At 64.5% G+C, this 23,508-nt stretch carries 20 protein-coding genes, 1 tRNA gene and 1 pseudogene; 13 read left to right on the forward strand and 9 right to left on the reverse strand.

What is annotated here, in order from left to right:
- Positions 1 to 66: 66 nt before the first annotated feature.
- A complete protein-coding gene (locus BW981_RS17565; protein ID WP_076441572.1) occupies positions 67 to 981 on the forward strand; it encodes a LysR family transcriptional regulator ArgP in 915 nt (304 codons plus the stop codon).
- Between the two features lie 167 nt (positions 982 to 1,148).
- On the opposite strand, the gene BW981_RS17570 is transcribed toward BW981_RS17565, so the two are convergent.
- Positions 1,149 to 1,883 (reverse strand): SDR family oxidoreductase, encoded by a 735-nt coding sequence (locus BW981_RS17570; RefSeq protein WP_076441574.1) that lies wholly within the window; start codon positions 1,881 to 1,883, stop codon positions 1,149 to 1,151.
- A gap of 89 nt (positions 1,884 to 1,972) precedes the next feature.
- Here BW981_RS17570 and BW981_RS17575 point away from each other — a divergent pair, with 89 nt between their 5' ends.
- Positions 1,973 to 2,863: an AraC family transcriptional regulator gene (locus BW981_RS17575; protein WP_244560362.1), complete on the forward strand. Its 891-nt coding sequence runs from the start codon at positions 1,973 to 1,975 to the stop codon at positions 2,861 to 2,863.
- A gap of 274 nt (positions 2,864 to 3,137) precedes the next feature.
- Here the strand turns inward: BW981_RS17575 and BW981_RS17580 are convergent.
- Positions 3,138 to 3,227 (reverse strand) — tRNA-Ser (locus tag BW981_RS17580).
- Positions 3,228 to 3,389: 162 nt separating this feature from the next.
- Here BW981_RS17580 and BW981_RS17585 point away from each other — a divergent pair.
- The 6 genes and pseudogenes from BW981_RS17585 (at position 3,390) to BW981_RS22685 (ending at position 7,875) form a co-directional block, all read left to right on the forward strand.
- Complete coding sequence (locus BW981_RS17585) at positions 3,390 to 3,710, forward strand: hypothetical protein (RefSeq protein ID WP_076441576.1); 321 nt, start codon at positions 3,390 to 3,392, stop codon at positions 3,708 to 3,710.
- 80 nt (positions 3,711 to 3,790) lie between these two features.
- Positions 3,791 to 4,447, forward strand: coding sequence for a peptide-methionine (S)-S-oxide reductase MsrA (gene msrA / locus BW981_RS17590; protein WP_076441619.1), 657 nt, complete (start codon positions 3,791 to 3,793; stop codon positions 4,445 to 4,447).
- 84 nt (positions 4,448 to 4,531) lie between these two features.
- Positions 4,532 to 5,173: pseudogene (locus BW981_RS17595) on the forward strand (magnesium chelatase domain-containing protein); the annotation flags it as partial.
- A gap of 38 nt (positions 5,174 to 5,211) precedes the next feature.
- The gene (locus tag BW981_RS17600) at positions 5,212 to 6,876 is read left to right on the forward strand and encodes a recombinase family protein (protein WP_076441578.1); all 1,665 of its coding nucleotides are present in this window, start codon (positions 5,212 to 5,214) and stop codon (positions 6,874 to 6,876) included.
- Positions 6,877 to 7,072: 196 nt separating this feature from the next.
- On the forward strand, positions 7,073 to 7,690 hold the full coding sequence (locus tag BW981_RS17605; RefSeq protein WP_076441580.1) for a DUF6338 family protein: 618 nt from the start codon (positions 7,073 to 7,075) through the stop codon (positions 7,688 to 7,690).
- Positions 7,687 to 7,875, forward strand: coding sequence for a hypothetical protein (locus tag BW981_RS22685; RefSeq protein ID WP_139333825.1), 189 nt, complete (start codon positions 7,687 to 7,689; stop codon positions 7,873 to 7,875). Before BW981_RS17605 ends, BW981_RS22685 begins: the two co-directional genes overlap by 4 nt.
- 294 nt (positions 7,876 to 8,169) lie before the next feature.
- Here BW981_RS22685 and BW981_RS17610 read toward each other — a convergent pair whose 3' ends face one another.
- Positions 8,170 to 9,261: a serine/threonine-protein kinase gene (locus BW981_RS17610; protein WP_076441582.1), complete on the reverse strand. Its 1,092-nt coding sequence runs from the start codon at positions 9,259 to 9,261 to the stop codon at positions 8,170 to 8,172.
- Positions 9,254 to 9,952 (reverse strand): hypothetical protein, encoded by a 699-nt coding sequence (locus tag BW981_RS23165; RefSeq protein ID WP_175624166.1) that lies wholly within the window; start codon positions 9,950 to 9,952, stop codon positions 9,254 to 9,256. Before BW981_RS23165 ends, BW981_RS17610 begins: the two co-directional genes overlap by 8 nt.
- 66 nt (positions 9,953 to 10,018) lie before the next feature.
- Between BW981_RS23165 and BW981_RS17620 the strand changes: the two genes are divergently transcribed.
- Entirely contained in the window at positions 10,019 to 11,191 is a 1,173-nt protein-coding gene (locus BW981_RS17620) for an MBL fold metallo-hydrolase (RefSeq protein ID WP_175624167.1), read from the forward strand.
- Between the two features lie 35 nt (positions 11,192 to 11,226).
- Here BW981_RS17620 and BW981_RS17625 read toward each other — a convergent pair whose 3' ends face one another.
- From BW981_RS17625 to BW981_RS17645, 5 genes are all read right to left on the reverse strand, one after another.
- Entirely contained in the window at positions 11,227 to 12,708 is a 1,482-nt protein-coding gene (locus tag BW981_RS17625; RefSeq protein ID WP_076441588.1) for a tyrosine-type recombinase/integrase, read from the reverse strand.
- A 162-nt stretch (positions 12,709 to 12,870) separates the two neighbouring features.
- The gene (locus BW981_RS17630) at positions 12,871 to 13,224 is read right to left on the reverse strand and encodes a hypothetical protein (RefSeq protein WP_076441590.1); all 354 of its coding nucleotides are present in this window, start codon (positions 13,222 to 13,224) and stop codon (positions 12,871 to 12,873) included.
- 285 nt (positions 13,225 to 13,509) lie between these two features.
- Entirely contained in the window at positions 13,510 to 13,761 is a 252-nt protein-coding gene (locus BW981_RS17635) for a hypothetical protein (RefSeq protein ID WP_076441592.1), read from the reverse strand.
- Positions 13,754 to 15,679: an AAA family ATPase gene (locus BW981_RS17640; RefSeq protein WP_076441594.1), complete on the reverse strand. Its 1,926-nt coding sequence runs from the start codon at positions 15,677 to 15,679 to the stop codon at positions 13,754 to 13,756. The genes BW981_RS17635 and BW981_RS17640 overlap by 8 nt, the downstream gene beginning before the upstream one ends.
- Before the next feature lie 374 nt (positions 15,680 to 16,053).
- Positions 16,054 to 16,578 (reverse strand): hypothetical protein, encoded by a 525-nt coding sequence (locus tag BW981_RS17645; protein WP_139333826.1) that lies wholly within the window; start codon positions 16,576 to 16,578, stop codon positions 16,054 to 16,056.
- A gap of 480 nt (positions 16,579 to 17,058) precedes the next feature.
- Between BW981_RS17645 and BW981_RS23640 the strand changes: the two genes are divergently transcribed.
- The 4 genes from BW981_RS23640 to BW981_RS17665 are packed head-to-tail and all read left to right on the forward strand — an operon-like array spanning position 17,059 to position 23,446.
- The gene (locus BW981_RS23640) at positions 17,059 to 17,181 is read left to right on the forward strand and encodes a hypothetical protein (protein WP_280174205.1); all 123 of its coding nucleotides are present in this window, start codon (positions 17,059 to 17,061) and stop codon (positions 17,179 to 17,181) included.
- Positions 17,136 to 20,249, forward strand: coding sequence for an ATP-binding protein (locus tag BW981_RS17655; protein WP_244560363.1), 3,114 nt, complete (start codon positions 17,136 to 17,138; stop codon positions 20,247 to 20,249). The genes BW981_RS23640 and BW981_RS17655 overlap by 46 nt, the downstream gene beginning before the upstream one ends.
- A gap of 35 nt (positions 20,250 to 20,284) precedes the next feature.
- On the forward strand, positions 20,285 to 20,731 hold the full coding sequence (locus tag BW981_RS17660; RefSeq protein WP_244560364.1) for a DUF7680 family protein: 447 nt from the start codon (positions 20,285 to 20,287) through the stop codon (positions 20,729 to 20,731).
- 3 nt (positions 20,732 to 20,734) lie between these two features.
- Entirely contained in the window at positions 20,735 to 23,446 is a 2,712-nt protein-coding gene (locus BW981_RS17665; protein WP_076441603.1) for a DUF1156 domain-containing protein, read from the forward strand.
- The last annotated feature ends 62 nt before the right edge of the window (positions 23,447 to 23,508 follow it).

The raw sequence follows: 23,508 nt of genomic DNA on the forward strand, positions 1-23,508 counted from the left end.
CGACTTGATGGGCCCCAGGGCTGATGTAGTCTAACTCATTCTTCTAACGACACATTAGGCAGGCTAATGCTCGACTACCTCTCTCTGGCCGCTGTCGCAGCCGTCGCGCGCGAGGGCAGCTTCGAGAAAGCTGCGGTTGGGCTCGGCGTGACCCCATCGGCCGTGTCGCAGCGGGTGAAAGGGTTGGAAGACCGTCTCGGCGCGATCCTGCTGGTGCGGGGCGCGCCTTGCCGGCCGACCGAGATCGGCGCCAGGCTCTGCGCTCATGTCGAAAAAGTCCGGCTGCTCGAAGGCGAGGTCATTGAAGGCCTGCCGGGCTTGTCCACGCGCGCGGCCGGACCCACCATGCTTCGGGTGGCCGTGAATGCCGACAGCGTCGGCACTTGGTTCCCCAAGGCGGCGGTTAAGTTCGCAAACGAGACCAGTGGCCTGCTCGATCTCGTGCTCGACGACGAGGCCCATACCGCCGATCGGCTGCGGACGGGTGACGTCCTCGCGGCGGTAACAGCAGAACCGGTTCCGGTTGTGGGCTGCAAGATCCATCCCCTGGGTCAGATCGAGTACCTCGCGGTTGCCGCTGCGGGCTTCGTGGCCCGGCATTGTCCGGGGGGTATTGACGGGCAGAGCCTGCAGCAGGCTCCGATGCTGCGGTTTGACCGTCGCGACGACCTTCAGTTCCGCTGGGCGCGGGAGGCATGGGGCGTGACGATTTCGCCACCGACCCATTTGATCCCGTCCACACAGGGCATGCTCGACATGACGCTGGCCGGGCTGGGATGGTCGATGGCCCCGCTTGTGCTCGCATCGCCCTTGATCGCCGAGGGGCGGCTGGTCGAGCTGGCTCCGCAGAAGCGGCTCGGCGTGACGCTGTACTGGCAGCGCACCAGGCTGGAGGTGCAGCTGCTCGACCGCCTGACGCAGGCCGTGAGAGGAGTTGCAGCGGAGCTGCTGAGTAGGACGCCGAGTCTCGAGGCCGGCTAGGAGCGGCGGCGGCGGTTGCCTGAGCGGGCATCCTCAACTCTGAGCGTCTGGTTTAAGGCGGGCACCGAAGGTCAGGAACTGGCGCGGCGCAGCCTCAAGGTGCCCAGCCGTTGCAGATGACCGGGTGGGGTGGGCAACTCCCGAGCCTCTTCACAGGCAACAGGCCATCAACCCTGAGCCGTTGGTCGTATCACTATGCTGCCGACGTCAACATCGGCGGGTTGCTCGATCGCATAAGCGATGCCGCGAGCGATCGCATCGGGCGAGATGGCGATGTTGCCGATCCGCTGGGCCATGGCCTCTCTGACGGTCGGATCGGTCATCGAATCTGCAAAGTTCGTCGAGATCATGCCGGGCGATATTTCGGTGACCCTCAGATGCGGCCCCGCCTCCTGCCTCAAGGCCTCAGTGATCGTCCGCACGGCATTCTTGGTCGCGGCATAGACACCCATGGTCGGGAGGATTTTGATCCCCGCCGTCGACACGATATTGATGATATGGCCCGACTGTTGGCGCTGGAAGATCGGCAATGCGGCAGCGATGCCGTATAGCGTTCCGCGCAGATTGATGTCGATCATGGCGTCCCAATCCTCGACGCGCAGGGCGTCGAAGCGCGAGATGGGCCCGATCCCAGCATTGTTCACGATGACGTCGAGCCTGCCGCCCCGCTCGATAGCCAGATCGACGAGGGCTTCGAGATCGCCGCGATGGCGAACGTCGGTCGCCTTGTGGATGGCCCTGCCGCCGGTGGCGGTGATCTCATCGACGACGGCGGCGAGCTCCTGCTTGCGTCGGGCGCCCAGCACGAGAAAGGCGCCGCGTTCGGCGAGATGCCTAGCTGTCGCCCGCCCGATCCCGCTGCTCGCGCCCGTGATGACGACAACCTTGCCTGCGATATTCATTGTTGTTCTCCTTCAGGCAGGAGATATGTCCGTCCATCAAGACTTCTTACGGCGTGAAATCCATGGTTCTATCGCGATCGTCTCAGTCTTTGACCGATCCGCTGTCAGACGTCCTTATGGCCCTCGGTGCCAACGTCACCCGCCGCACGCGCCTGGAAGCCGCTGGTCAGTGGGCGCTCTCTTTTCCAGCTTTTGATCGCCTGAAGTTCGTCGCATTGTTGAAAGGAACCGCTTGGTTGATCGTGCCAAGGCAGGAGCCGCAGCTGTTGCGCCCCGGCGACGTCTGCCTGATCGGGCGCACCACTTATGCGGTGGCCAGCCACCCGAACATGCCGCTCCGGGACGGCCGCCCTTTTTACGACGGCTGCGACGTGGCTCATCTCAATGGCAACGATACGATTGCGCTCGGGGGGACCGTAACTTTCTCGCCGGGAAACACGGACTTCCTGCTCGACATGTTGCCGGATTTTTTCCCGGTTCCCCGGTCCTCGCCCGCATCAGAAGCCGTGAGCACGATCCTGACTCTGCTGAACAACGAGGTGGATCGAGGCGCGATGGGCAGTCAGATCGTGAGCGCCCGGCTAGCCGATGTGTTGCTGGTGGAAGCGATCCGCGCCTATGCGGAAGGTGGCGAGCGTCTCCGGACTGGGTGGCTAGGCGCGCTCTCAGACCCCCGGCTCGGCTGCGCGCTTCGCGCTGTTCATGAGAATATCGCCCGGCCATGGACGGTGGCGCAGCTTGCCAGCGTGGCCGGCATGTCTCGCGCGGCCTTCTCTGCTGCGTTTGCCCGCCAAGTTGGGCAGCCCCCGTTGAGCTATGTGCGGACGTGGCGCCTCACCTTGGCGCGTGCGGCGCTGAGACGTGCTGACGCCGACATCGCCAGCATCGGCCGCGAACTCGGTTACACGTCCCACAGTGCTTTCACTTACGCGTTCCGGCGCGCCTTTGGCGCCGCTCCGAAGGTTATGGCGAGAACTTGACGGAGCATCGTTCGGTGCGTGTCCTTGTCGAAGAGCGGACAAACACAAGTTCTGAAAGAGTCGAAGCCGGTCGTGACCTTGCTGCGCGGCGGAGGTCTGCTTTCGGGCAGAGCACCAAGTTCCGCTATCGGCGCAGTTCATCCGGGAAATACCGACACCTCACGCCCCTGACAGCAGGGCAGCAGGAGCCAATTGACTGTTGGTGTGAGAAGGGGGGAGAGCAATTGCGATCAGTCGATCGTCTTCTAATTTCAATTGCTTGTGAAAATTTCAATGGCGGACAGGGCGGGATTCGAACCCGCGATACGGTTTCCCGTATACACACTTTCCAGGCGTGCGCCTTCAACCACTCGGCCACCTGTCCGGCGGGCTGCTTATGACTGCGGCTTCGTCATCTTTCAAGGGCTGAGGCGCCGGGTTTTCAACAATCGGTATAAACCGGTCCGGCACGAGGCCGTGCCGGTTGCGGTTCGCGCTGCCGCGACGCACATAACGGTCTGGGTCTCCGGATGGGGATGAGGGACGCGTGCGGTTTCTGGTTCGGCTCTTCGGTTACGGCCTGGTTGCGTTCGGCTTCGTCACGCTCGTCATCGACGGCGCACGCTCGATCGCCAATTCCGGGCCGCGGTTCACCGCCATCGGCGAGGCGCTCCAGACCCTGCTGCCGGAGCGCTACCCCCTGATCGGCCCGGCTCTGGCGCGCGACATCCATCCCTGGCTTGCCGATCCTGCCTTCGCCGAATTCGCGCGCCTTCCCGTCGCGGCGGCGCTGCTGGCCCTCGGGTTCGGACTGCTCTGGCTTGGGCGGGCTCCACAGCCGACGATCGGCATCGTCACGCGTCAGTGAACGGTCGCGAGGAAGGCTGCCTCTGTGAGGCGCGTCTGCCGATCCCTATATTGGCGTTCGACCACGAAACGGAGCCGAGCATGTTCTCCCTGCGCAAGAAGACTGCGTTGCCCAGCGCTGCCGAAGCCCTGCCGGGACGCAGCACCCCCCTGCCCACCGCCGAGACACATTTCGTCAACGGCCATCGCCTGCAGGAGCCCTATCCGGCCGGGCTGAAGAAGGCCGTGTTCGGACTCGGCTGCTTCTGGGGCGCCGAACGCAAGTTCTGGCAGATGGGCGAGGGCGTCTGGACCACCGCCGTCGGCTATGCCGGAGGCCAGACGCCGAACCCGACCTATGAAGAGACCTGCAGCGGCATGACCGGCCATACCGAGGTCGTGCTTGTCGTCTACGATCCGGCCAGGATTTCCTATGAGGCGCTGCTCAGGGCCTTCTGGGAAAGCCACGATCCGACGCAGGGCATGCGGCAGGGCAACGATATCGGCTCGCAATATCGCTCGGCGATCTACACTTTCGATGCCGAGCAGCAGGCTGCGGCCGAGCGCTCGCGCGACGAATACCAGCAGGCTTTGGCGCAGAAGGGCTATGGCCCGATCACGACGGAGATCCGCGAGGCGCCGGCCTTCTACTTCGCCGAGGATTACCACCAGCAATATCTCGCCAAGAACCCGGCGGGCTATTGCGGCCTTGGCGGTACGGGAGTGGCCTGCCAGATCGGGCTCGGCGTCACGGCCTGAGGCTCCGTGGTCAAGTTCCCGGTATGTTCTTGCGTCCATGCTGAAGCTCGGCTAGCGTTCCCCTAGGGGAACGGGGTCGGGCGAATGGTGACGCGGGTCGCGACGGTGGCGTTCGAGGGCATCGAGGCCCGCGCTGTCGATGTTCAGGTGCAGGTGGCGTCCGGCGGCGTCGCCTTCATCCTCGTCGGCCTGCCGGACAAGGCCGTGGCCGAGAGCCGTGAGCGGGTGAGGGCGGCGCTGATCGCATCCGGGCTCGCGCTGCCCGCCAAGCGGGTCACGGTCAACCTTGCTCCTGCCGACCTGCCCAAGGAAGGGAGCCACTACGATCTGCCGATCGCGCTCGCCGTGATGGCGGCGATCGGCGCGATCCCGGCCGATGCGCTCGCCGGCTACACCGTGCTCGGCGAACTTGCGCTCGACGGTTCGATCACGGCGGTTGCCGGCGTCCTGCCTGCCGCGATTGCGGCCTATGACCGGGGACAGGGCCTGATCTGCCCGGCGGCGACGGGGCCGGAAGCCGCCTGGGCGGCCGCGGACATCGACATCCTCGCGCCGCGTTCGCTCATCCAGCTCGCCAACCACTTCAAGGGCACGCAGGTGATGGCGCGGCCTGAGCCCGCCGTGGCACGCCAGACCGGGCCGCTACCCGACCTCGCCGACATCAAGGGGCAGGAAAGCGCCAAGCGCGTGCTGGAGATCGCTGCGGCTGGCGGCCACAACCTGCTACCATTGTGATCAGTTTCGGACATGGCTAAGGTGTCCGAATGACCATGAAACTGACGGATGCGCCGCGCGATCGGCCCGTCGTCATCCTATACGTTCGCCTGTCCAGCGAGGAGCAGGCCCAAGGGCATGGCCAGGAACGGCAGGTTGAGGGCCTCCGTGCTTGGTGCCGGGCCGAGGGCGTCGTGGCCGATGTCATTCTTCAGGACATCGGATTCAGCGCCTACGTCGGCGCCCATATCCGCAAGGGCCAGCTGGGTCAGCTGATCGCGGCGATAGAGGCCGACAGGATCTTCCCCGGCTCGATGCTGGTAATGGAAAACCTCGATCGCCTTTCGCGGCAAGACCCGTTTGACGCACTCGCGGTGTTCACGACGATCCTGTCGAAGGGGATCACGATCGCCACGGTCAGCGACAGGATGCGCTACTCGCGCGAAGGATCCGGCATCCAGCGCATGATGACCATCATCGCCGGCACGATGACATTCGGCCGGAGCAACAACGAAAGCGAGGTGAAGTCGGAGCGCGTCTCGAAAGCCTGGCAGAAGAAGATCGCGTTGGCGCGGGCGACCGGCGCGCCGCACGGGAAGCGCTGCCCGGCTTGGATATATCTCAAGGACGGCGCCTATGATCTCAACACGGATCGCGCGGAGGTGGTCCGCTGGATCTTCGCCCAGGCCATCGCCGGCCGAGGTCGCCGACAGATCGCCGAGGAGCTCAACGAACGCGAGCCGCCCTGGACGAAGCCGAGCAAGGGCAACCCCACGCCGGCCTGGACCGACAGCTACATCCAGAAGATCCTGACCGGCTGCGAGGCCTATGGGGAATACCGGCCCTCGATCGCTCCGAAGGGGAGCCGCAAGATCTGGCTGGAGCCAATCCCGGACTACTACCCCGCTGCGGTCGATCGCGCGACGGCGATGCAGGCGCGGGCGGCGGCGGCACTCCGGCAAGGCTCCGGCGGTAGGAAGGGTGCCTTCAAAAATTTGCTTCAGGGCATCTGCGTCTGCTCCTACTGCGGCAAGGGCATGACCCTGGAGGACAAGGGGAGACGAACCTCGGGCCCTAAGATGGTCTGCCAGCGGGCGATCGTGCGCGCGTGCAAGCACCGATTCCGCTACGACTACGCCCGCCTGCAGGCCGGCGTGATATTCGTCGTGGATGGGGAGGCGGAGACCCTGCTGCGGTCGTCGCAGGCGAAGGTGAGCGAACTGGCCGACCGGCTTTCGGAACGCCGTGGGGCGCTGTCGGACATCGTCGCCCGGCTCGATCGACTAGGTCGGCAGATGCAGGAGATCGACGACGACACCGGCGTGCTGACCAGCCAGTTCCGGGACCTCGGAGAGCGCCGTCGTGCCGTCGTCGATGAGATCGCCGATCTGGAGCGGCAGGCCGCCGGAAGGCGCCATGTGGCCGAGGAGGGCGCGCTCTCCGCGCTGGTGGCCTTCTACCGTCGCCTGGAGGAAATCCCCGAAGCCGAGGCGCCCGCGGCACGGAACGAAGTGAACCAGCGGCTGAGGGCGATCGTCAGCCGCATCGTGTTCCGCGATGGCACCGCTACCGTCGAGCTCGCGACCGGGGAGCGAGGCTTCATCGAGATCCCTTCCCGAATTCCACCGCGCGAGAATGGCGGGCAATTCAGCAGCAGGAAGGATTTCGCCGGCAAGCAATTGCGTCGGCGCGGCCATGCGGACCAGGAAGGATAGTGGGCGGGGATTGAAGGGATCAACCGATTGGCTGAAGCTGATCCTTTCTCTTACGTGAGACGCTGGGGCAATCATCGCTCACGCCGCCGTGTGGCATCGATGACTGCCTGCTAGACTCGACCAATTACTTGGCACACGGGAGGCGCTCGCCCTCAACCGTGATAGCCTGAGATTCTAATAGGGATTCGCCTCGCCAGTGCCCGATCTCAAAGGCGCCACCAACGTCTACCTTGTCCTGGCGTTCGTCGTTCCGGGTCTGATCATCGCGTGGACGCGCGCCCAGTTCATCACGGGACGCCTGATGGCGATGAAAGACAACGTCATCGCCTATCTGGCGTTGTCGGTGATCTATTATGCCTTAGCGTTCCCCGCCGTCGAATATGTCCTCACGTTCAGGGATGCGGGTTGGGCAAAAGCCCTTGCATGGCTGACGATCGTGTTCGTCGGACCGTTTGTGGCCGGGCTGTTACTGGGCCTGGCGTCGCAGAGGGAGTGGCTACGCGTCCTGGCGACCCGGCTCGGGATCAACACCGTCCATGCGTCGCCCACGGCCTGGGACCGGGTCTTCGCCAATCGGAGAGGCTCGACCTTCGTCATGGTAACGCTTGCCGACGGATCGATGGTGGCCGGGGTGTTCGGATCGCGGTCGTTCGCGTCGAGCGAGCCTTCGGAGCGTGATCTCCTCATCGAGGAAATTTGGGACGTGGCGGAGACGGGCGCTTGGACCCAGAGGCCCGAGAAGATCGCGATCTACGTTCCCGCCAAGGAAGTGAAACACGTCCAGTTTTGGACGCACCAAGGAGCCATCCAATGAGCAAGTCCCCCGGCCCATTTCGCGTCAATGACGGCTACCGCCCGTCCGAGCAGAAGGGATACCAGCCCACCACCACGTCGCCGTCGGGCGTCTCGAACCCGCAAGGCGGCTATGTTCCGACCGGAAGCGGCGCACCGCAGCCCCCCACCACCGGCAGCGGGGTCAAGCCGCCGCCGCCCAAGTAGGCGCTCCACTTCTCACGGGCCGGGTACGGAAATGGGCATCGAAATTCGCGCGACGAAGCCATTTCGGAGTGAACGGGAATAGAACAAAACGGATGCCGGCGGACCCGCCCCGAGGGGAGCAAACCTCCCATCGGATCCCCGATCCGAAGTCGACGAGAACAGATCGCGGCCTTATTTCAGGCGCTTAGGGTCTTTTCGGGCACGGGCGTGGTGCAGGAAATGGGATAGGATATGGCGCCACAGCGGATCCGACCTCCGCGAGCCTGCCCTACCCGGGGGTATCCGGCAAGCCGATCAGGCGAATACGTCCGAGGCCGGCGTTCTCGGCCTGCGAACCTGGCGTCTGGGTGCGGACCCCGCCAAGGTCGTCTCGGCCAACACCCGCCCCAGCCAACGCCTGGCCTCACGCTCGGTGTCGAACTGGCCGCAGCGGTCGGTGACGCGACGCGAGCCCGACCTGAACTCCACCCCGGGCCTGCGTCCCGGGACGTAGCGAACGGTCTCGGCGCGCCCGTCCCGATCGCAAGCCCATTCGTCGGCGGACAAGCGAAGCCAGCGCCGTTCGGGACGGAGCCTCTCCAGCGCCTGCCTGAAGGCCACCGCGCCGGGATACCTATCGGCGGGATCGCGGGCACAGGCCTTGTTGATCACGCGACGCAGCCCGCCGGGAACCCAATCGGCGTATCCGATCCTCGCCGGCAAGACGCCGTCGGCGACCGCCCTGCGCCAGGCAATGGGGTCGGCGAGCAACCTCTCCCATTCGTCGCTCATGTTGTTGGCCGCCCGCAGAAGCGTCAGCCCCGCGGCGAATACGTCGCTCGCCGGCGAGAACTCGCCATCGTTGGCGGCCTCCGGCGAGGCGTGGGGACGATAGAACTCGTCCGTGACGCGGATGCCGCTGCCCGGATGGATCACTGTGCCGAAGTCGGACAGCTTGGCGCCGCGGGGCGCCAGCATGATGTTGCCGGGCTTGACGTCGCGATGGACGATGCCGCGGGCGTGCGCGTGCTCCAGGGCATAGAGGACCGACTTCACGTAGGCGATCGCATCCAGGACCGGGACGAACTCGCGTTGCAGCCGATCGCCGAGCGAGCCTCCCTCGACGAACTCCATCTCGATGAGCACCGAGCCGTCGAAGACGTCCGCGGAGCGGATCTCGACGACGTGGTCGTGGCCGCAGAGGCTATGCGCCTGGGCCTCGACGACGGCCCGTTGCGTGGCGGGGTCCTTCACCACGACCACCTTCAGGGCCGAGTAGCGCGCCATCGGCACGTTCTCCACCAGATGGACCTCACCGAAGCGGCCGCGCCCGAGGAAGCGCTCGACGCGATACTTGTTGAGGATGGTCTCGCCGGGTCGGAGGAGCGTCGGGACGAGATCAGCCATCGAGGGCCATCCAGGCGGCCAACGCCGCGAGCTTTCCGTCGCGACCCCACTTGGGCGGCGGGTTCGAGATCCGGGCATCGCACGCGTCCAGCTTGTCGCCGGCGAACCCGAGCGCCCGCTTGGAGAAGGACTGCGTGACGAACTCCCGGATCGGCGTCCCACGTTCATGCGCGATCAGGTTCAGGATGCCGAACGGATAGCAGAGATAGGCGACCTGGTCGGCGCCGTTCGCATCCAGGGAGACGCGATAGGCGAGCAGGTCCGGCTTGGTGTGGTCGATGACCTCCCCGAAGGTCTGCTTGAAGAAATGCGCTAGCCCGGTCCGGGGCTGCTCGGCGTCGAAGCGATGCCTGTCCTGGGCCAGAAACGCCGGCGCGGCCCGGTCGCCTTCGAGCACGCAGAACCAGAGCTCGCCCTTCTTGATATTGAACCCCAGCGCCTTCATCGCCCCCTCGATCGCTTGCACGCCCGAGGATACCCGATTCGCGGCGCAGCGCCTTGCCGACACGGAGGGCGCATCGGGAATTCGACCCTGTCCACAACCGCTTGGGGATAACTGCTCCGTCCGATGGAACCCATCGTCCAGCCCAGGCAGCGTGACGCTCCATCGCAGGTAGCGCGGAGAACGGCCTTGAACCCGATAGCGGAATTCCGACGCACCCAGCGCGCAGTGGGTCAGGGGGGCTTCCATACCGCAAGTGTCCGAGCCCCGGTCCCCGGGGGGCAGGATTTCCGTTTCGCCTACGATTGCGGGGCCATGACGCGATACGCGGGCGCTCGCCAGCGCGAGATCGAGGCCTACGTGAGCGAACTCGGCGGGCCGGGATCCCGGCTCGACGTCCTCTTCCTGTCCCACGCCCACGCGGACCACATCAACGGCGTGCCCAAGCTCCTCGCCAAAGGGGCGGGCGTGAAGGTGGATACGGTCGTGATGCCACTGATGCCCAATGCCGAGCGCCTCATCGCGTTCGCGGCCAGCGTCGCCGCCGACCCAGCGGTGGCGCGAGATGCTTTCGTGAGAAGCTTCACCCTCGACCCCGTTGCCGCGATGACCGCTTACGGCCCTCGGCAAATCCTGTTCATTCGAGGAGGCGACGGCGACGGGGGGCCGGGATCGCTTGACGTTACGCCCATGGACCCGCCCAGAGGTGGCGAGGCCGTGTTCTCCGAGGGCGGGGGCGAGGGCCGGATGCAGGCGAGGTTGATTGGCAGAGGCAGCGTCGAGGTCCTTGCGACAGGGCAACGATCCGGCACGGGCGTCGCGGCCATCGCGATCCCCGACACGTCAGCGATAGCCCTTCCGGCGCTGGACCATTCCCCCTGCTGGCTCCTGGCGCCTTACGTCGATCCCGGCGTGACGGCGGGCCGCCGCAAGTTCATGACTCAACTCAAGGCCCTGACCGGCCGGAAATGGACGGCCACCTCCTGGGGCAAGGACCTGGGGGACACCCTGAAGGACAAGGGTGGCGCGACCAAGCTGAGAAAGGCTTACGAGGCGGTCGGCCACGACCTGAACGTGACTTCGCTATGCCTGTATTCGGGACCGGCTCAAGGTCTGAAGGGTGCCGCCTGGCGTGAACCATCGCATTGGCCTTGGTGGGGTTGGCCTGCCGCCGGTTGGCTGTCGGCGGGCGACAGCACGCTTCGCAAGGCCTCGATCGGCGATGAACTGCTGCGTCACTTCAGGGCTCTGCTGCCGCAGGTTGGCACCTTCGTTCTGCCCCACCACGGATCGGAGAACAATTTCGACGCCGCACGCCTCGACGCCATCAGCCCCGCCCTCACAGTCGTGGCCGCAGACGCCTACAAGAAGTGGCGCCACCCCGGCAGCTCGGTCGTCCAGGCCGTCGCGTCCCGCGGCCTCCCGATGCGGGTGGTGACCTCCGACCCGCGGTCAGCGCTCATCGAGCGAGGTCGTGTCTGGAAATGAAAGGGCCCGGCGTCGCCGCCGGGCCCTTCGATCGATCATTCGGGACGGGGCGTCGCCTCGGACATCACCCCGAGCTTCCGACTTCTGGCCAGCCTGGCGACCGTGGCCTCCGCGATCGTCTTCTTGCCCCTGGGCTTCTCGGCCTCCAGGTCCCGGGTGCTCAGCTCGTCGCGCTTCCGGGCCATGTTCCCCAGCGCCTGAGCGGCGATATGGGTCGCGTGCACTCCGGCGTGGCTATAGGTCCGGCGCCCAATGTCGGGCGAGACTCCGATGAACCTGGCGGCGACGGCGTCGCTCCCGGTCTCCTCGGTCACCCAAGTCATCGTCGTGTGACGCAGCTCATGCACGATGGAGTTTCCCAACGCGGCGCGGCGGGCGGCGGCCTTGTATTGGACGTAAAGGGTTTCGCCGCATTCGTAGCTCCGACCGCCATGGCCGTGACGCTGGATCACGAACCGCGCGTTCCGGCTCCTGTCGTTCCCATGCCAACGGACGACGAGCCGTGCGAGGCTGGGCGGCATCTCCACGTTGGGGTTCTGCTTGTTGGCGATGGCTTCCCGTTCCTCGACCGATCCGCAGCGATGCAGGATGCCCGTCCGCACGTCGATGTGGCCATGATTGGGATGCCGGGCCCACGACAGTCCCCACAGGTGCCCAAGGCGGGTGCCGGTGTAGACGCCGATCAAGATGAACCGCGCGAGCATGCGCCCTTGCCAGCGGGCACGCCGCGCGCCCTTTCGAAAGACCGCGTCCACCTTGCGCCGCACCGTCGCGCGCCCCGTCTCGGGGTCGACGATGGTCTCCGTCGCCCAGTCCCGGCTGTCGGGGTCCCAAACCCAGCCCCAGATCGCCGAGGCAAGGATTCGGGCGACCTGGGAACGGGTGAGGTAGTGCTTGCGCGGCTTGGAACGGCCGGGGACGACGACGCGCCGCGGCATCCAGATGACCGCCGACTCCTTGTAGAGGAGAACTGCGCTGCGCAGACGCCGGAGGTCACCGAAGGCGGTGCCTTCCGCGTAATGGCCCCGCGCCGGGTCGGAGGGATCCTTGAGCTGGGCCTTGAGCCATCCCACGTATTCCCTGCATCGGGCGGGATTGACCTGCCCCAGGGTAGCATTCTGACCGAAGAAGCGGAGGAGACGTTCGACCTGGTTCGCCATCTGGCGAACCTGACCCTCTCCGTAGACCGTGCCGCCGAACTTCCTGTGCTGCTCGGCCAACCAATCGGCGAGGATGGTCGAGAGCGGCACGGCCTCGTGGTCGATCTTGCCGATGGCCTTGCCGAGATCGGAACGCTCCCTCACCTTCACGGCGGCCTCGCAGGCCTCCTTGTTGTCCGCGGTGATGCCGAAGGAGCGCCGCTGCCCGAGGTGGAGGATGCAGCCCATCCCGTGCTCGCCGCCCCTGTCCTTCCGAACGTGGAGCCTGGGCGGCAAAGGCGGCCTGCCGCGCTTGACCGGCGGCAGGTCGACCTCGACGGCCTTCTTGCCCAGCGCGATGCCGGCGATGATGGCCAAGGTAGCCGTCGCCGATGCTTGCTTGTTTCCCTGTCTCATCTTACCTTACCTGGATTCGATGCCGGCCTTGGCCGACGTTGATGGATGGCGGGACCGGGGACTTTCCACGGACACCGATCCCGCCGATGAATTCCCGGTAAACCGGGTTGGAGCCCGGGAGCCTCATCGGTTCCCGGGCTTACTCTTGCCGCGCCTTCCCTCGCGGATCGCGGCGATCACGGTCCCCACGTCAGAAACCGATGCCCCCGTTCCTGCCCCTCTTGCGGAGGGGCGCTCATGCCCGCCGACCAATGGACGGCAAGCGCTCATTTCCAGCACCGCCCTGCGCGTCGTCAGGTGCTTCCCGGCCACGATGGCGACCGGCAAGGTGCCGTCCCTGATCGCCACCCTCAGGCTGTTCACCGTCAGGGGGCCGTCGGGCCAGAAGAGCCTGACGGCCTCCGGCAACGACATCAGTTCGTCGAGATCCCACAACTCGGGCGAGGGCCTCGCCAAAACCCGGTCCGAATTGGTCATTCGACCCTCCTACGAGAGCTGAGGCTTCGGATCCCGTCAACCCGGCTGTTTTCAGCAAGCCATTGATACGACATCGGAATTACTCCTTTGCATTTTTGGTGAGGTCCAAAGGACTGGTATGCCTACCTGCGGGATTCGCGGCCGCCAGCAATGACTTAGGGTCATCGAAGGATTGGTTGGCCAATCCTTCGAAACGCCTCGACAGCCCCCGCCACCAAAGGATCGCTGATGACCAATCCTTTGGCGGCGTCCGTTAACCAGATTTCCCGAAGGGGCCTTGAGGCCTTACGAATCCCCGATTTGCGGTGTCGTGGACCCCGGCGGTCTGGGGCGCAGGCGCTCGGCCAGCGGGAAGGCGATCACCGTCCCCGGCGAGGGCCCGAGCCGCACGACGCCGGCGGCGCTCTCGGCTTCGTCCATCGCGACCCTGGCGACGGCCTGGTACGCCGCCGACAGGGCCCGCCTGTAGGCACTCGGCCCGAGCTCGGCCTGGACCGAGATAAGGCGGGCTACGAGACTGACGACGAGGCTATCCATGGCGCGGCGCCCTCTTGCGACGGGGCGCGGCGTCGGCCGCGGCGACGATCGCCTCGAAGGCGTCGCCCCCGAGGTGACGGCGCCTGACGAGCTCGTCGGCGACCGCCTCGATCACACGCCTGTTCTGCCTCACAGCGAGCACCGACCGTTCGTGCAGGCTTGCGAGCATCCTGGACACCGTCGCCCGGAGCTCATGGTCGTAGCGCATCATGTCCAGCACGTCGGACGGCTCGCCGGCGAAGATCAGGTTCGGCCCGAGACCGTACGAGGTCAGCATCGAGCCGATCTGAACGGTCGCGATGGCCAAGTCGCTGTCCAGCGCGCCGCCGCAGCCGACGCTGGCTTCGCCGAGGATCTCGACTTCGGCCGCGCGGCCGCCGAGCGTGCACATGACGTCCAACTCGATCTCGGCGCGGGTGGGGGTCTTGCCGAGCCGCCAACGCGTGGCCGTGTGTCCGGCCGCGTCGCCCCGGCCGACGATCGACACCGCGCGGACCGATCCCGGCGCGACGCGGTGCGAGAGGACCGCGTGCCCTGCTTCGTGGATCGCCAGCCGCCGACGCTCTTCGGGCGGGCTGCGATCCGGGGGCGCGATGACGCCTACGAGGTCATCGACGATCATGTCCCGTCCGGCGCTGCGCGCCACCGCCCGGGCGGCCTTCGCCCAGCCCATGGCCTGCGCGCCCGTGGCTTCGCCGGCGAGCTCGGCGATGGGCAGCAGGTCCTCGCCCGGCAGGTCGGCGCCCAGGTGCTGACGCAGGATGGCTGCCAGGTCGGACGTGGAGGGCGGGCCGATGTGGATGACCCTGTTCAGGCGCCCGGGCCGGATCAGGGCGGGGTCGATCCGGTCGTGATGGTTCGTCGCGGCGATCACGATCAGGCGCGACGCCGCGCCGGATGCCGCACCATCCAAGGTCGTAAGCAAATTCGTGATGACAGGGACCCAAAAATCTCTGTTCCTGTCGCCGACTTGCGTCCTGCTAGGAAGGGCATCGATTTCATCTAGGAAAATAATCGCAGGGGCGCAAGCATTCGCCTCCACGAATACACGATCCACTTCCCTCAATACGCTATTCAGGTAGCCATCCGTCGAACTGAACCAGGTAGCGACGCTCGTAACCACCAAAGGCAGGCCGGTAGACTTGGCGAGCGCCCGCGCGAAAACCGTCTTGCCGACGCCAGGCGGTCCCGCGAGCAGGACCGTGCGGTCGATCGATTCGAACGGTAGGTCTCCGCGCTTCCATGCATCGAGGTCGTCGATCAGGCGCTTGGCCCAATCGCCGGCGGCGCCAAAGCCTACCATTCGCTCGATGGGCGGGACGTCCGCGAGACCGTGATCGGGCACGGCCTGGCTCGCCGTGGCGGCTTCCAGGCGGCGCACGCAGTCCTCGGCCGTCGATCCCATGCGGATGGCCGCGACGACGTCGTAAAAATCGAGCCCCGTCGAGAGCCTCGGCGGCATGGCCATGGAACGCTCGCCGGTCGCCGTCGCGATGACGCGCGCCAACACCGCGTTGTCCGGCGCGGAGACGACGACGCGGGCATCGGCGGCCTTGACGAGCGAGGGCGGGAGCTGCCGCTCCGGCGCCACCGCGACGCCGGCCACGGACTCCCCCTTGGCGAGCTTCCGCGCGCAAACGTCGGATGCAGGGCGCTTCTTGCTGTTGATGTGTGGGACGAAGACCTCGTTCCATTCCCTCAGCGAACCGAGGGCCTCCACGGTGGGTTCGACCCAATCCGCGGAGGGGACCGTGACGATCAACGCCAGGCTAGTCTCGTCGTCGTCGATGCGTTCCATGATGTCGGGCGGGATCGCCGCGTAGAGAGCGGCTTCGGCCAGGGTCTGGTGGGAGGGGACAGTGGTGGGCTCGTCGCCCTCGATGTCGGGATGGTCGAGGGTGAAGTCTTCGTTGGGCATGTCGGCCTCGCGAGTGGAGGCCGTCGCCGCGCTTTAGCGAGCGTCCGTCCTCCGGGAATGGAAGGGATGTGGTTTCATCGGGATGTCCTCGGGCCGCGCGTCGACGCCGCCCAGGTCGGGCGGTTTGGTCGGCGCGGCGGGGGTTATCGAGAGGAACGGAAGGATCATCGCAGAAAGCCTGGGGAAGGACGCGGCCTTCCGCTCGCCGGCGAGATCAGTCGCAGGCGGCAGGGGCCGGGGGACGCGGGCGCGCTTTCGACGCGGGCCGGTCAACGCATATGGAAGCCGCTACGAGCATGAGCGAACAAATAGTGAACTATTTGCGCTTCCGTCAAGCCCGGTCGCGATCGCTCCTGACACGGTCGGGCTTATGGTTAACGGGAATCCATGTCGTCGACCGGGGTCTCGACCACGGCGTCAGTCACTCGGTCGTAGACAACCTCGTAGTCACCTCTGCGATCCCTCACGCGACGACGAGGCGGCCCCTTCGCGACCAGCCGCGGATAGCCGCTGGCGTGGATATCGCACTTCACGGCGAGCCATCCCGACTGACCGAGCGTCGACCTCAAGCGGCCCTCTCGCCCGCACTCGTCGCAGGTGCACTCGGACCTCATCTCCGCGAGCAGGATCGCTCGGTCGATCACGGCCTGGGTCTCCGGCCCTACGGGTGCCAGAAGTTCCGCGCGGAGCTCCGCATACTTCTCCTTGATGTCGACGATGGCCACCTTGACCGGCACCGGTTCACCGGCGAGCGCCTCAGCGATGCGGTCAAACAAGCGGGCCAAGACCTCGGCCCAGCCGTCGCCGACCGCCATATGCGGGTGGTGTCCCGCAATCCAATGAGGATGCTTGGCATAGATGGCCGCCTGCCAATCGGCGGCATGCTTCGGGCGCGACATGGGCGCCTCCTGTGATGATGGATCGCCCGGCGCCAGAGCCTCGGCGATCGTGATGACGGTGATAGCGAAGGGGGGCGCCAGACGCCCGCGTCAGGCGGCTATTCGGCTCGCCGTCAGGACCGCGCGCGGGCGATCCCCGCAGCTGGAGAGCTTGCGGGCGCCGAGCAACCGAATAGGGGCGCGGGTCGTAGTCATGGGTATCGAGATAAAGTGTCGGGCAATCGCCGGCAACCGGATCAAGACAGCTCAAGTCAGGAGTGACGGTCGGCGTTCCACTGCGATTTCGACGGCAACTTGGCCGTTTGGAAAATCGGCCATTCAGCCGTTGCGAAAGGGTGATTCGCATGAGACGGTGATCTGTAGCGTGTTAGCTATCTAGCTATCTCGTAGGCCATGACATCGACATCAAAAGCCTCGCTCGGGGCGTCCCGGAAAAGGACTGACGGACGGAAGCAGCTCCTCGTTTACCTCGAACCCGAGGTGATCAAGGATCTGAAGAAGACCGCCGTCGATATGGAGACAACTGCTTCGGCCCTCACCGAACAGGCACTCCAGGCATGGCTGAAGAAGGCGAAGACAGCGAAACCCGGCCAGAAGAGCTGACCGACCGATTGGGCCCACCGACCATGACCCTGCCGACCATTTTCGATCTATGCGTGCCGAGGGACGATGTCCTGAAAGGCACGCTGGCGGACAATGATTTCGCGGCGAAGCTGTCGCATGTCCTATTGGGGCGCGCTTCTCCGGACTATGGCAAAGCCGACCGGTTCTTCGCCAACACCTTTCCTACCGAAGGGCTGAAGGAGCTCCTCGCCAACATATGCGGCAGGCTATCCGGGCGAGGTGGGGCGGTCTCGGCGGTGTTCCGTCTCGATACCTCATTCGGCGGCGGTAAGACCCACGGCCTCATCGCGCTGGTTCACGCGGCACGGGAAGGGGCCGGCGTTCCGAACATCGGCGAGTTCGTCGATCCATCCCGGCTTCCAAGCGGCACGGTTCGCATCGCCGCGTTCGACGGCGAGGACGCGGATCCCGCGAACGGCCGGCCCATGGGCGACGGCATCAGGGCTTACACTCCCTGGGGTGAGATCGCCTATCAGCTTGCGGGCGCCACCGGCTACGAGATCGTCCGGCGCTCCGACGAGCAGCAGGTCGCACCCGGCGCGGAGACCATCGCAGAGTTGTTCGGGGATTCGCCCGTCCTGATCGTGCTCGATGAGCTTTCGGACTATCTACGACGTATCCAGCACATGGACGCGCGTCACCAGCTGACGGCATTCCTGAAAGCGCTCTTCACCGCCGCGGAAGGTAATCCCCGCGCCGCGGTCGTCTACACGTTGGCGGTGCGCGCGGACGGCAAGGCAATCGACGCCTTCGCTGAGGAGAACGAGTTCATCGCCAAGGCGATGGACGAACTCGAAAGCGTGTCGGGACGCAAGGCCACTAACCTCAACCCGACCAAGGACGACGAGACGGCCAAGGTTATCCGTCGCCGCCTCTTCGCCTCCATCGACGATGCCCGTGCGGGGGAGGTGATCGCGGAATACCAGGCATTATGGTCTCGCCACGCTGACAAGCTGCCCGATTTCGCCAGGCGGCCCGATACCGCCGACGACTTCCAGCGCTGCTACCCGTTCCATCCGGACGTGTTGGAAACGCTGACGGACAAGACGGCGACCTTGGCGAATTTCCAACGCGTGCGCGGCATGCTGCGCATCCTGGCCAAGACGGTTGCCGACGTATGGGCGAACCAACCCAAGGACGCCTCCGCGATCCACCTGCATCACGTCGACCTGGGCGTCGAAGGCATTCGACGCGAATTCACCACGCGGCTCCAGCAGGCCGCCTACGTCCCGGCCATCAACAACGACATCGCCTCGACCGGTGGCAAGCGCGCCCTGGCCCAGGATATCGACAACCGCCACTATCGTGGGCTCCCGCCCTATGCCTCCTACGTGGCTCGAACCGCCTTCATTCACACTCTGGCATTCAACAACGACCTGAAGGGCATCCACCCGGATCATCTGCGCTTCGCGATGGCCGGGCCCGAGGTCGAAGCCGATTTCGTCGACGACGCCCGGAAGAGGTTCGTCCTCGACTCGGCATATCTCGACGATCGTCCGGGTGCTCCCTTGCGCTTCAGTGCCGAGGCGAACCTCACGCAGATCATCGCGCGCGAGGAGCGCCACGTCGAAGCCGGTGAGGCGCGCGCGGAACTCGATGACCGCATTCGCGACATCTTCAAGGGCTCCAGCTTCGATCTGATCCTCAACCCCGGCCTGCCCGGTGACATCCCAGACGACCTCGCCGAGGGCAAACCCCGGCTGGGGGTGATGTCCTACGACGCCTTCGGGGTCGGGGCGAACCTCGCCGCCGTGCCTGAACTGGTCCAGAAGCTCTACGAGCGAAAAGGAGCTGAGGGATCTGGCCTGCGCGCGCTGCGCAACAACCTCGTCTTCCTGCTTCCCGACGAGGGGCAGATCAAGGACATGAAGGCAGCCGTGGCGCGTCTGATTGCGTTGCGGAACCTCAAGGCGCCCGATCGTTTGCGCGATCTTTCCGAGCACCAGCAGCAGAAGGTCATCGAACTCGACAGGAAGGCAGATCACGTCGTCGCTCTCGCGATCCAGCATTGCTATCGCCACGTGCTCTATCCCTCTCGCACCGGCCTCGGCGATGGGAGCGTCGCCCTGGCGCATGCGGTCATCGATATCCAGAACGCTTCCGAGAAGCCTGGCGCCGGGCAAGTGCAGGTCGTTCGGCAGCTGCGCTCGCAGAACAAACTCCGAGCGGACGGCGACGAGCCGGATTCGCCGTCCTACATCCGAGACAGGACGCCCCTGAAGAAGGGTCAGATGACGGCAAAGGCATTGCGCGACGAATTCAGGCGCGATCCGGCCCTGCCGATCCTGCTGTCCGACGACATTTTCGTGAAAGCCATCCGCAAGGGCATCGAAGACGGGATCTATATCTACCAGCGCGAGGGGTTGCTGGCTGGCCAGGGAGATCCGATCCCAAGCATCGTCATCGACGAGCAGTCGATCGTCAGCACCATGGACTTCGCCAAGAGCAAGGGGCTCTGGCCGCGCCAGAAAGCCGTGCCGAAAGGGAACGACACCGACGACATCGTGGTCGGCCCGATCGTCCCTCCGACCGGGCCGATCGGAGGAGGCCGGGACTTCGACGAAGAGCCCGACGAGCCGGACGAGGACGACGAACTCGATCCCGATGCCCGAACCTTTTCGGCCGAAGGCATCCTCAAGGAGGCCCTGCGTCGCGTGTTCGAACAGGCCAAGGCAGCCAAAATTGAATCGATAGACCGCGTGTCGGTTCGCGTTTTTGAGGCAGCCGAAGCCTTCAAGCTGGTTCCCGTCGCAGGCAGCGTCACGGGCGCCAAGCGCACGGTGTCGCTGGAAGGCGAATATGAGACCGCTGACGATTCCAGCATGGCTTTCGACTTCAAGGGATCGCCGGCGGAGGCGTCGACCATCCGCGAATACTTCGAAGGGAAGTTTCGCGCCGCCAAAGAGCAGGACTTGAAGGCGACCTTCGATTTCGACTTCGAGGAGGGCCTTACGCTGGCTGGCGACGCGACTGAGAAGTTCGTTGAGAAGTTGACCAGGTTTGCGAGCGCGACGGCCTACGTCGAGGCCCTCGCGGAGGTGAAGTGATGCGTGCGCGTCGGATCGAGATCGACATGATGGCAATGCCCAAGACCCTGCCGCGCTACGAGCTCAGAGCCCGGCGTCATGGGCCCGGCGACACCGAGCTGGAAATTTGGCAGCTTCCGTCAGCGGCCACGCCGAATATTCAGTCGCCGAGCCGGCTCGCTGGACTTCGCGGGCGCAACCTCGAACTGGTCGAGCACCGCGTCGTCAGGCGACTGAAGGAAGCCGGTGTTCGGATCGACATCCTGCCGATCGAGGGCATCGGATCTCCGATCGCGGAGGACGCCGCGTTGCGCCTGGCATTGCTCTTCCGAACCTTGGCGCCGATGCGCAGCCGCGAGGCGATGCGTCTCGTAGCGGAGGGTATCGAGGCCATGGGACGCGAGGAGGCAGCCTATTGGCTCGGGATGGCGGTCCACCGCCGGAACCCACGTCGGGTGCTGACGGCGCTGCGCATCATTATGACTGACCCGAAGAAAGCTTGATCGATGACGGATGCCCGACTGATCGAACGTTGGCTACCTATCGCCGCAATCGGAGAGGAAAGCGTCCGAGAGCGGCGGTCAATGACGGCTCTGCCGCCAGTATATTATCTGCACGTTTGGTGGGCGCGTCGTCCATTGGTCGCGTCGCGAGCGGCACTTCTCGCATCATTGCTACCTGCTGAAGCTAATCACGCAGACTTTTTGCAGGCGCTGGGGATACATGGCGATCCAGTCAATGCTCGCGCGCGAATGGACGCGGCCATTCGAAACGGCGTTCGTATCGAGAACCCGTATGACTATGATCGTGCCTTCACATACCAGCCTTCGAAAGCCGATATTGACGTCATTCATAAGCATTTTGGTTGCGCCCCGGTGGTGATTGACCCAACGGCAGGCGGCGGCAGCATTCCTTTTGAGGCGGCACGTTTGGGCTGCAATGTTATCTCAAATGACCTCAACCCTGTAGCGGCCCTAATTCAAAAAGCTACGATTGAATATCCTATCCAATTTGGACCCGAAATTAAGCCCGAGCTTGCCCGCATTTCGAATACATTCAAGTTAAGAATTAAAGAACGATTGGACGTCTTGTTTCCGCAAAGCGCTAGAAAAGACGAAACTGACATAACTTATCTGTGGGCTCGAACCATCACGTGCCCCTATTGTGATGGACGAGTGCCATTGTCGCCAAATTGGCGACTTGCTCCGAACGGCACGGGCGTTCGACTGCATCCAAAGTGTGAGGGCGGCCCAACTGAGAAGGGGCGCGTCTGCGATTTCGAGATTGTGAACAGCCTAGAGCAGCACTCAGAGGGCACAGTCGCGGACGGCACAGGCACTTGCCCGTTCCCGGACTGTGCCCGAGTGATCGATGGCGACGACATCAAGCGTCAGGCCCAAGCAGGCGGCATGGGCGAGCAACTCTACGCTGTAGTGTTTAAGCGTCGGATGGAAACCCGGACGAAGTCTGGCAAACGCGGCAAGGACAAGTGGGTTAGAGGTTACCGATCCCCCACAGCATCGGACGATAATCTTTCGACGGTTATGGAGCGACTTGCGGAACGAATTCAAGACTGGCAAGTGCTCGACCTAATTCCCAACGAAGCCATACCAGATGGTTTGAAGACTACTGAGCCTCATCGATATGGCATGAGGTCATGGACAGACCTGTTCGCGCCCCGGCAACTCATTGGTCATTGCACGGCGGTCGAGGTGTTCCGCGAGATACTTTCGGAGGAAGAAGCACATGGACTGAGCGATCTCACCCGGACCGCCTTTGTCTATCTCGCCCTAAGTCTAGACAAGATGTTGAATTACAACTCACGGATGTCCGTATGGATGTCAACGCGCGAAATTGTCGCGAATACATTCAATCGACACGATTTCGCATTTTGCTGGTCCTACGCAGAAATGGCCTCCCTGGTCGATGACCTGGGCTACGATTGGGCGGTCGAACAGACCACCAAATGCATTGGGGAGTTGGTTAAACTGACGGGCGGGGGCATAGAAGCCGACTTGCTTTCGCATGTCAGCTCAGCTGCTCGAAGTCGTGCGGAGATCTCGATCACATGCGGCTCGGGCGACAACCTTACGCATGTTGCGGACGCCTCCGTCGATGTCGTGGTCATGGATCCTCCTTACTACGACAACGTGATGTACGCGGAGCTATCTGACTTCTTCTATGTCTGGCTTAAGCGCACCGCAGGCCAGGTATTGCCACAACTCTTTACGCGACGGCTCACCGACAAGGAAAACGAAGCAGTCGCCAACCCAGCAAAATTCAGAGATCAGAAAGGCGCGAAGGCTTTAGCCGGGCGCGACTATCAGGAGCGCATGGCGCGTATCTTCGAGGAATGCCGCCGCGTGCTCAAACCTAATGGCGTCATGACTTTGATGTTCACGCATAAGGCCACGGGAGCGTGGGATGCATTGACGAGCGGTTTAATGCAGGCCGGTTTCACCATCTCGGCGTCATGGCCGATCAATACGGAAGCGGAAGGCTCTCTCCACATTAAGGACAAGTCCGCGGCAAACTCGACGATCTTTCTAGTGTGCCGCCCTCGTCAGGCGAGGATCGAAAGCGACGCTAGTTATTGGGAGGACGTCGAGCCGCTGGTGGCCAGTGCCGTTCGGAAGCGGGTGTCCGAGTTCCAGTCGGGCGGTATCGCTGGTGTGGACCTCTATCTTGCGAGCTTCGGTCCGGCGCTGGAGGAGCTCTCCAAGCACTGGCCGCTCAAGCGAGGCACCCCTCGTGCCGAACCGGCGTCGCGCAAACGCCGAAAGCAGGCAGACATCTTCGACGAGGTGTTCGATCCCTACGCTGTCTCTCCGGAAGACGCGCTTGAGGCCGCTCGTCGCGAGGTCAAGACCTGGCGCCTGAACCAGCTGATGCACATGCGCGGCAAGGATGATCTCGACCCGGCGACGTCTTGGTTCGTCCTAGCGTGGGACGCGTTCAAAGCGCCGGTCTTCGCTTACGACGAAGGTCTTCGGCTGGCTCGGGCGGTCGGTGCGGACCTTGACAGCTTGGTCGGCAGGCTATGCGAGAAGAAGGGCTCCGACCTGAGAATGTGGGACAGCGCCACGCGCGCGGCCAAGGGCTCGTTGGGAGCCGCCGACGGCTCCCGAGGAATGATCGACGTCATCCATCAGGTTGCCAACCAGATCCGGACGCGGTCGGTCGAGTGTCCGCCGTCAGCACCAATGGCACAGATTTGAGGTTGTGATTTAAGGAGGATTTGGGCTTCGTCGTAGTGACGAAGGAACGAAGATGAAGCCCA

The organism is Allobosea sp. TND4EK4, assembly GCF_900156025.1.
Lineage (GTDB): Bacteria > Pseudomonadota > Alphaproteobacteria > Rhizobiales > Beijerinckiaceae > Allobosea.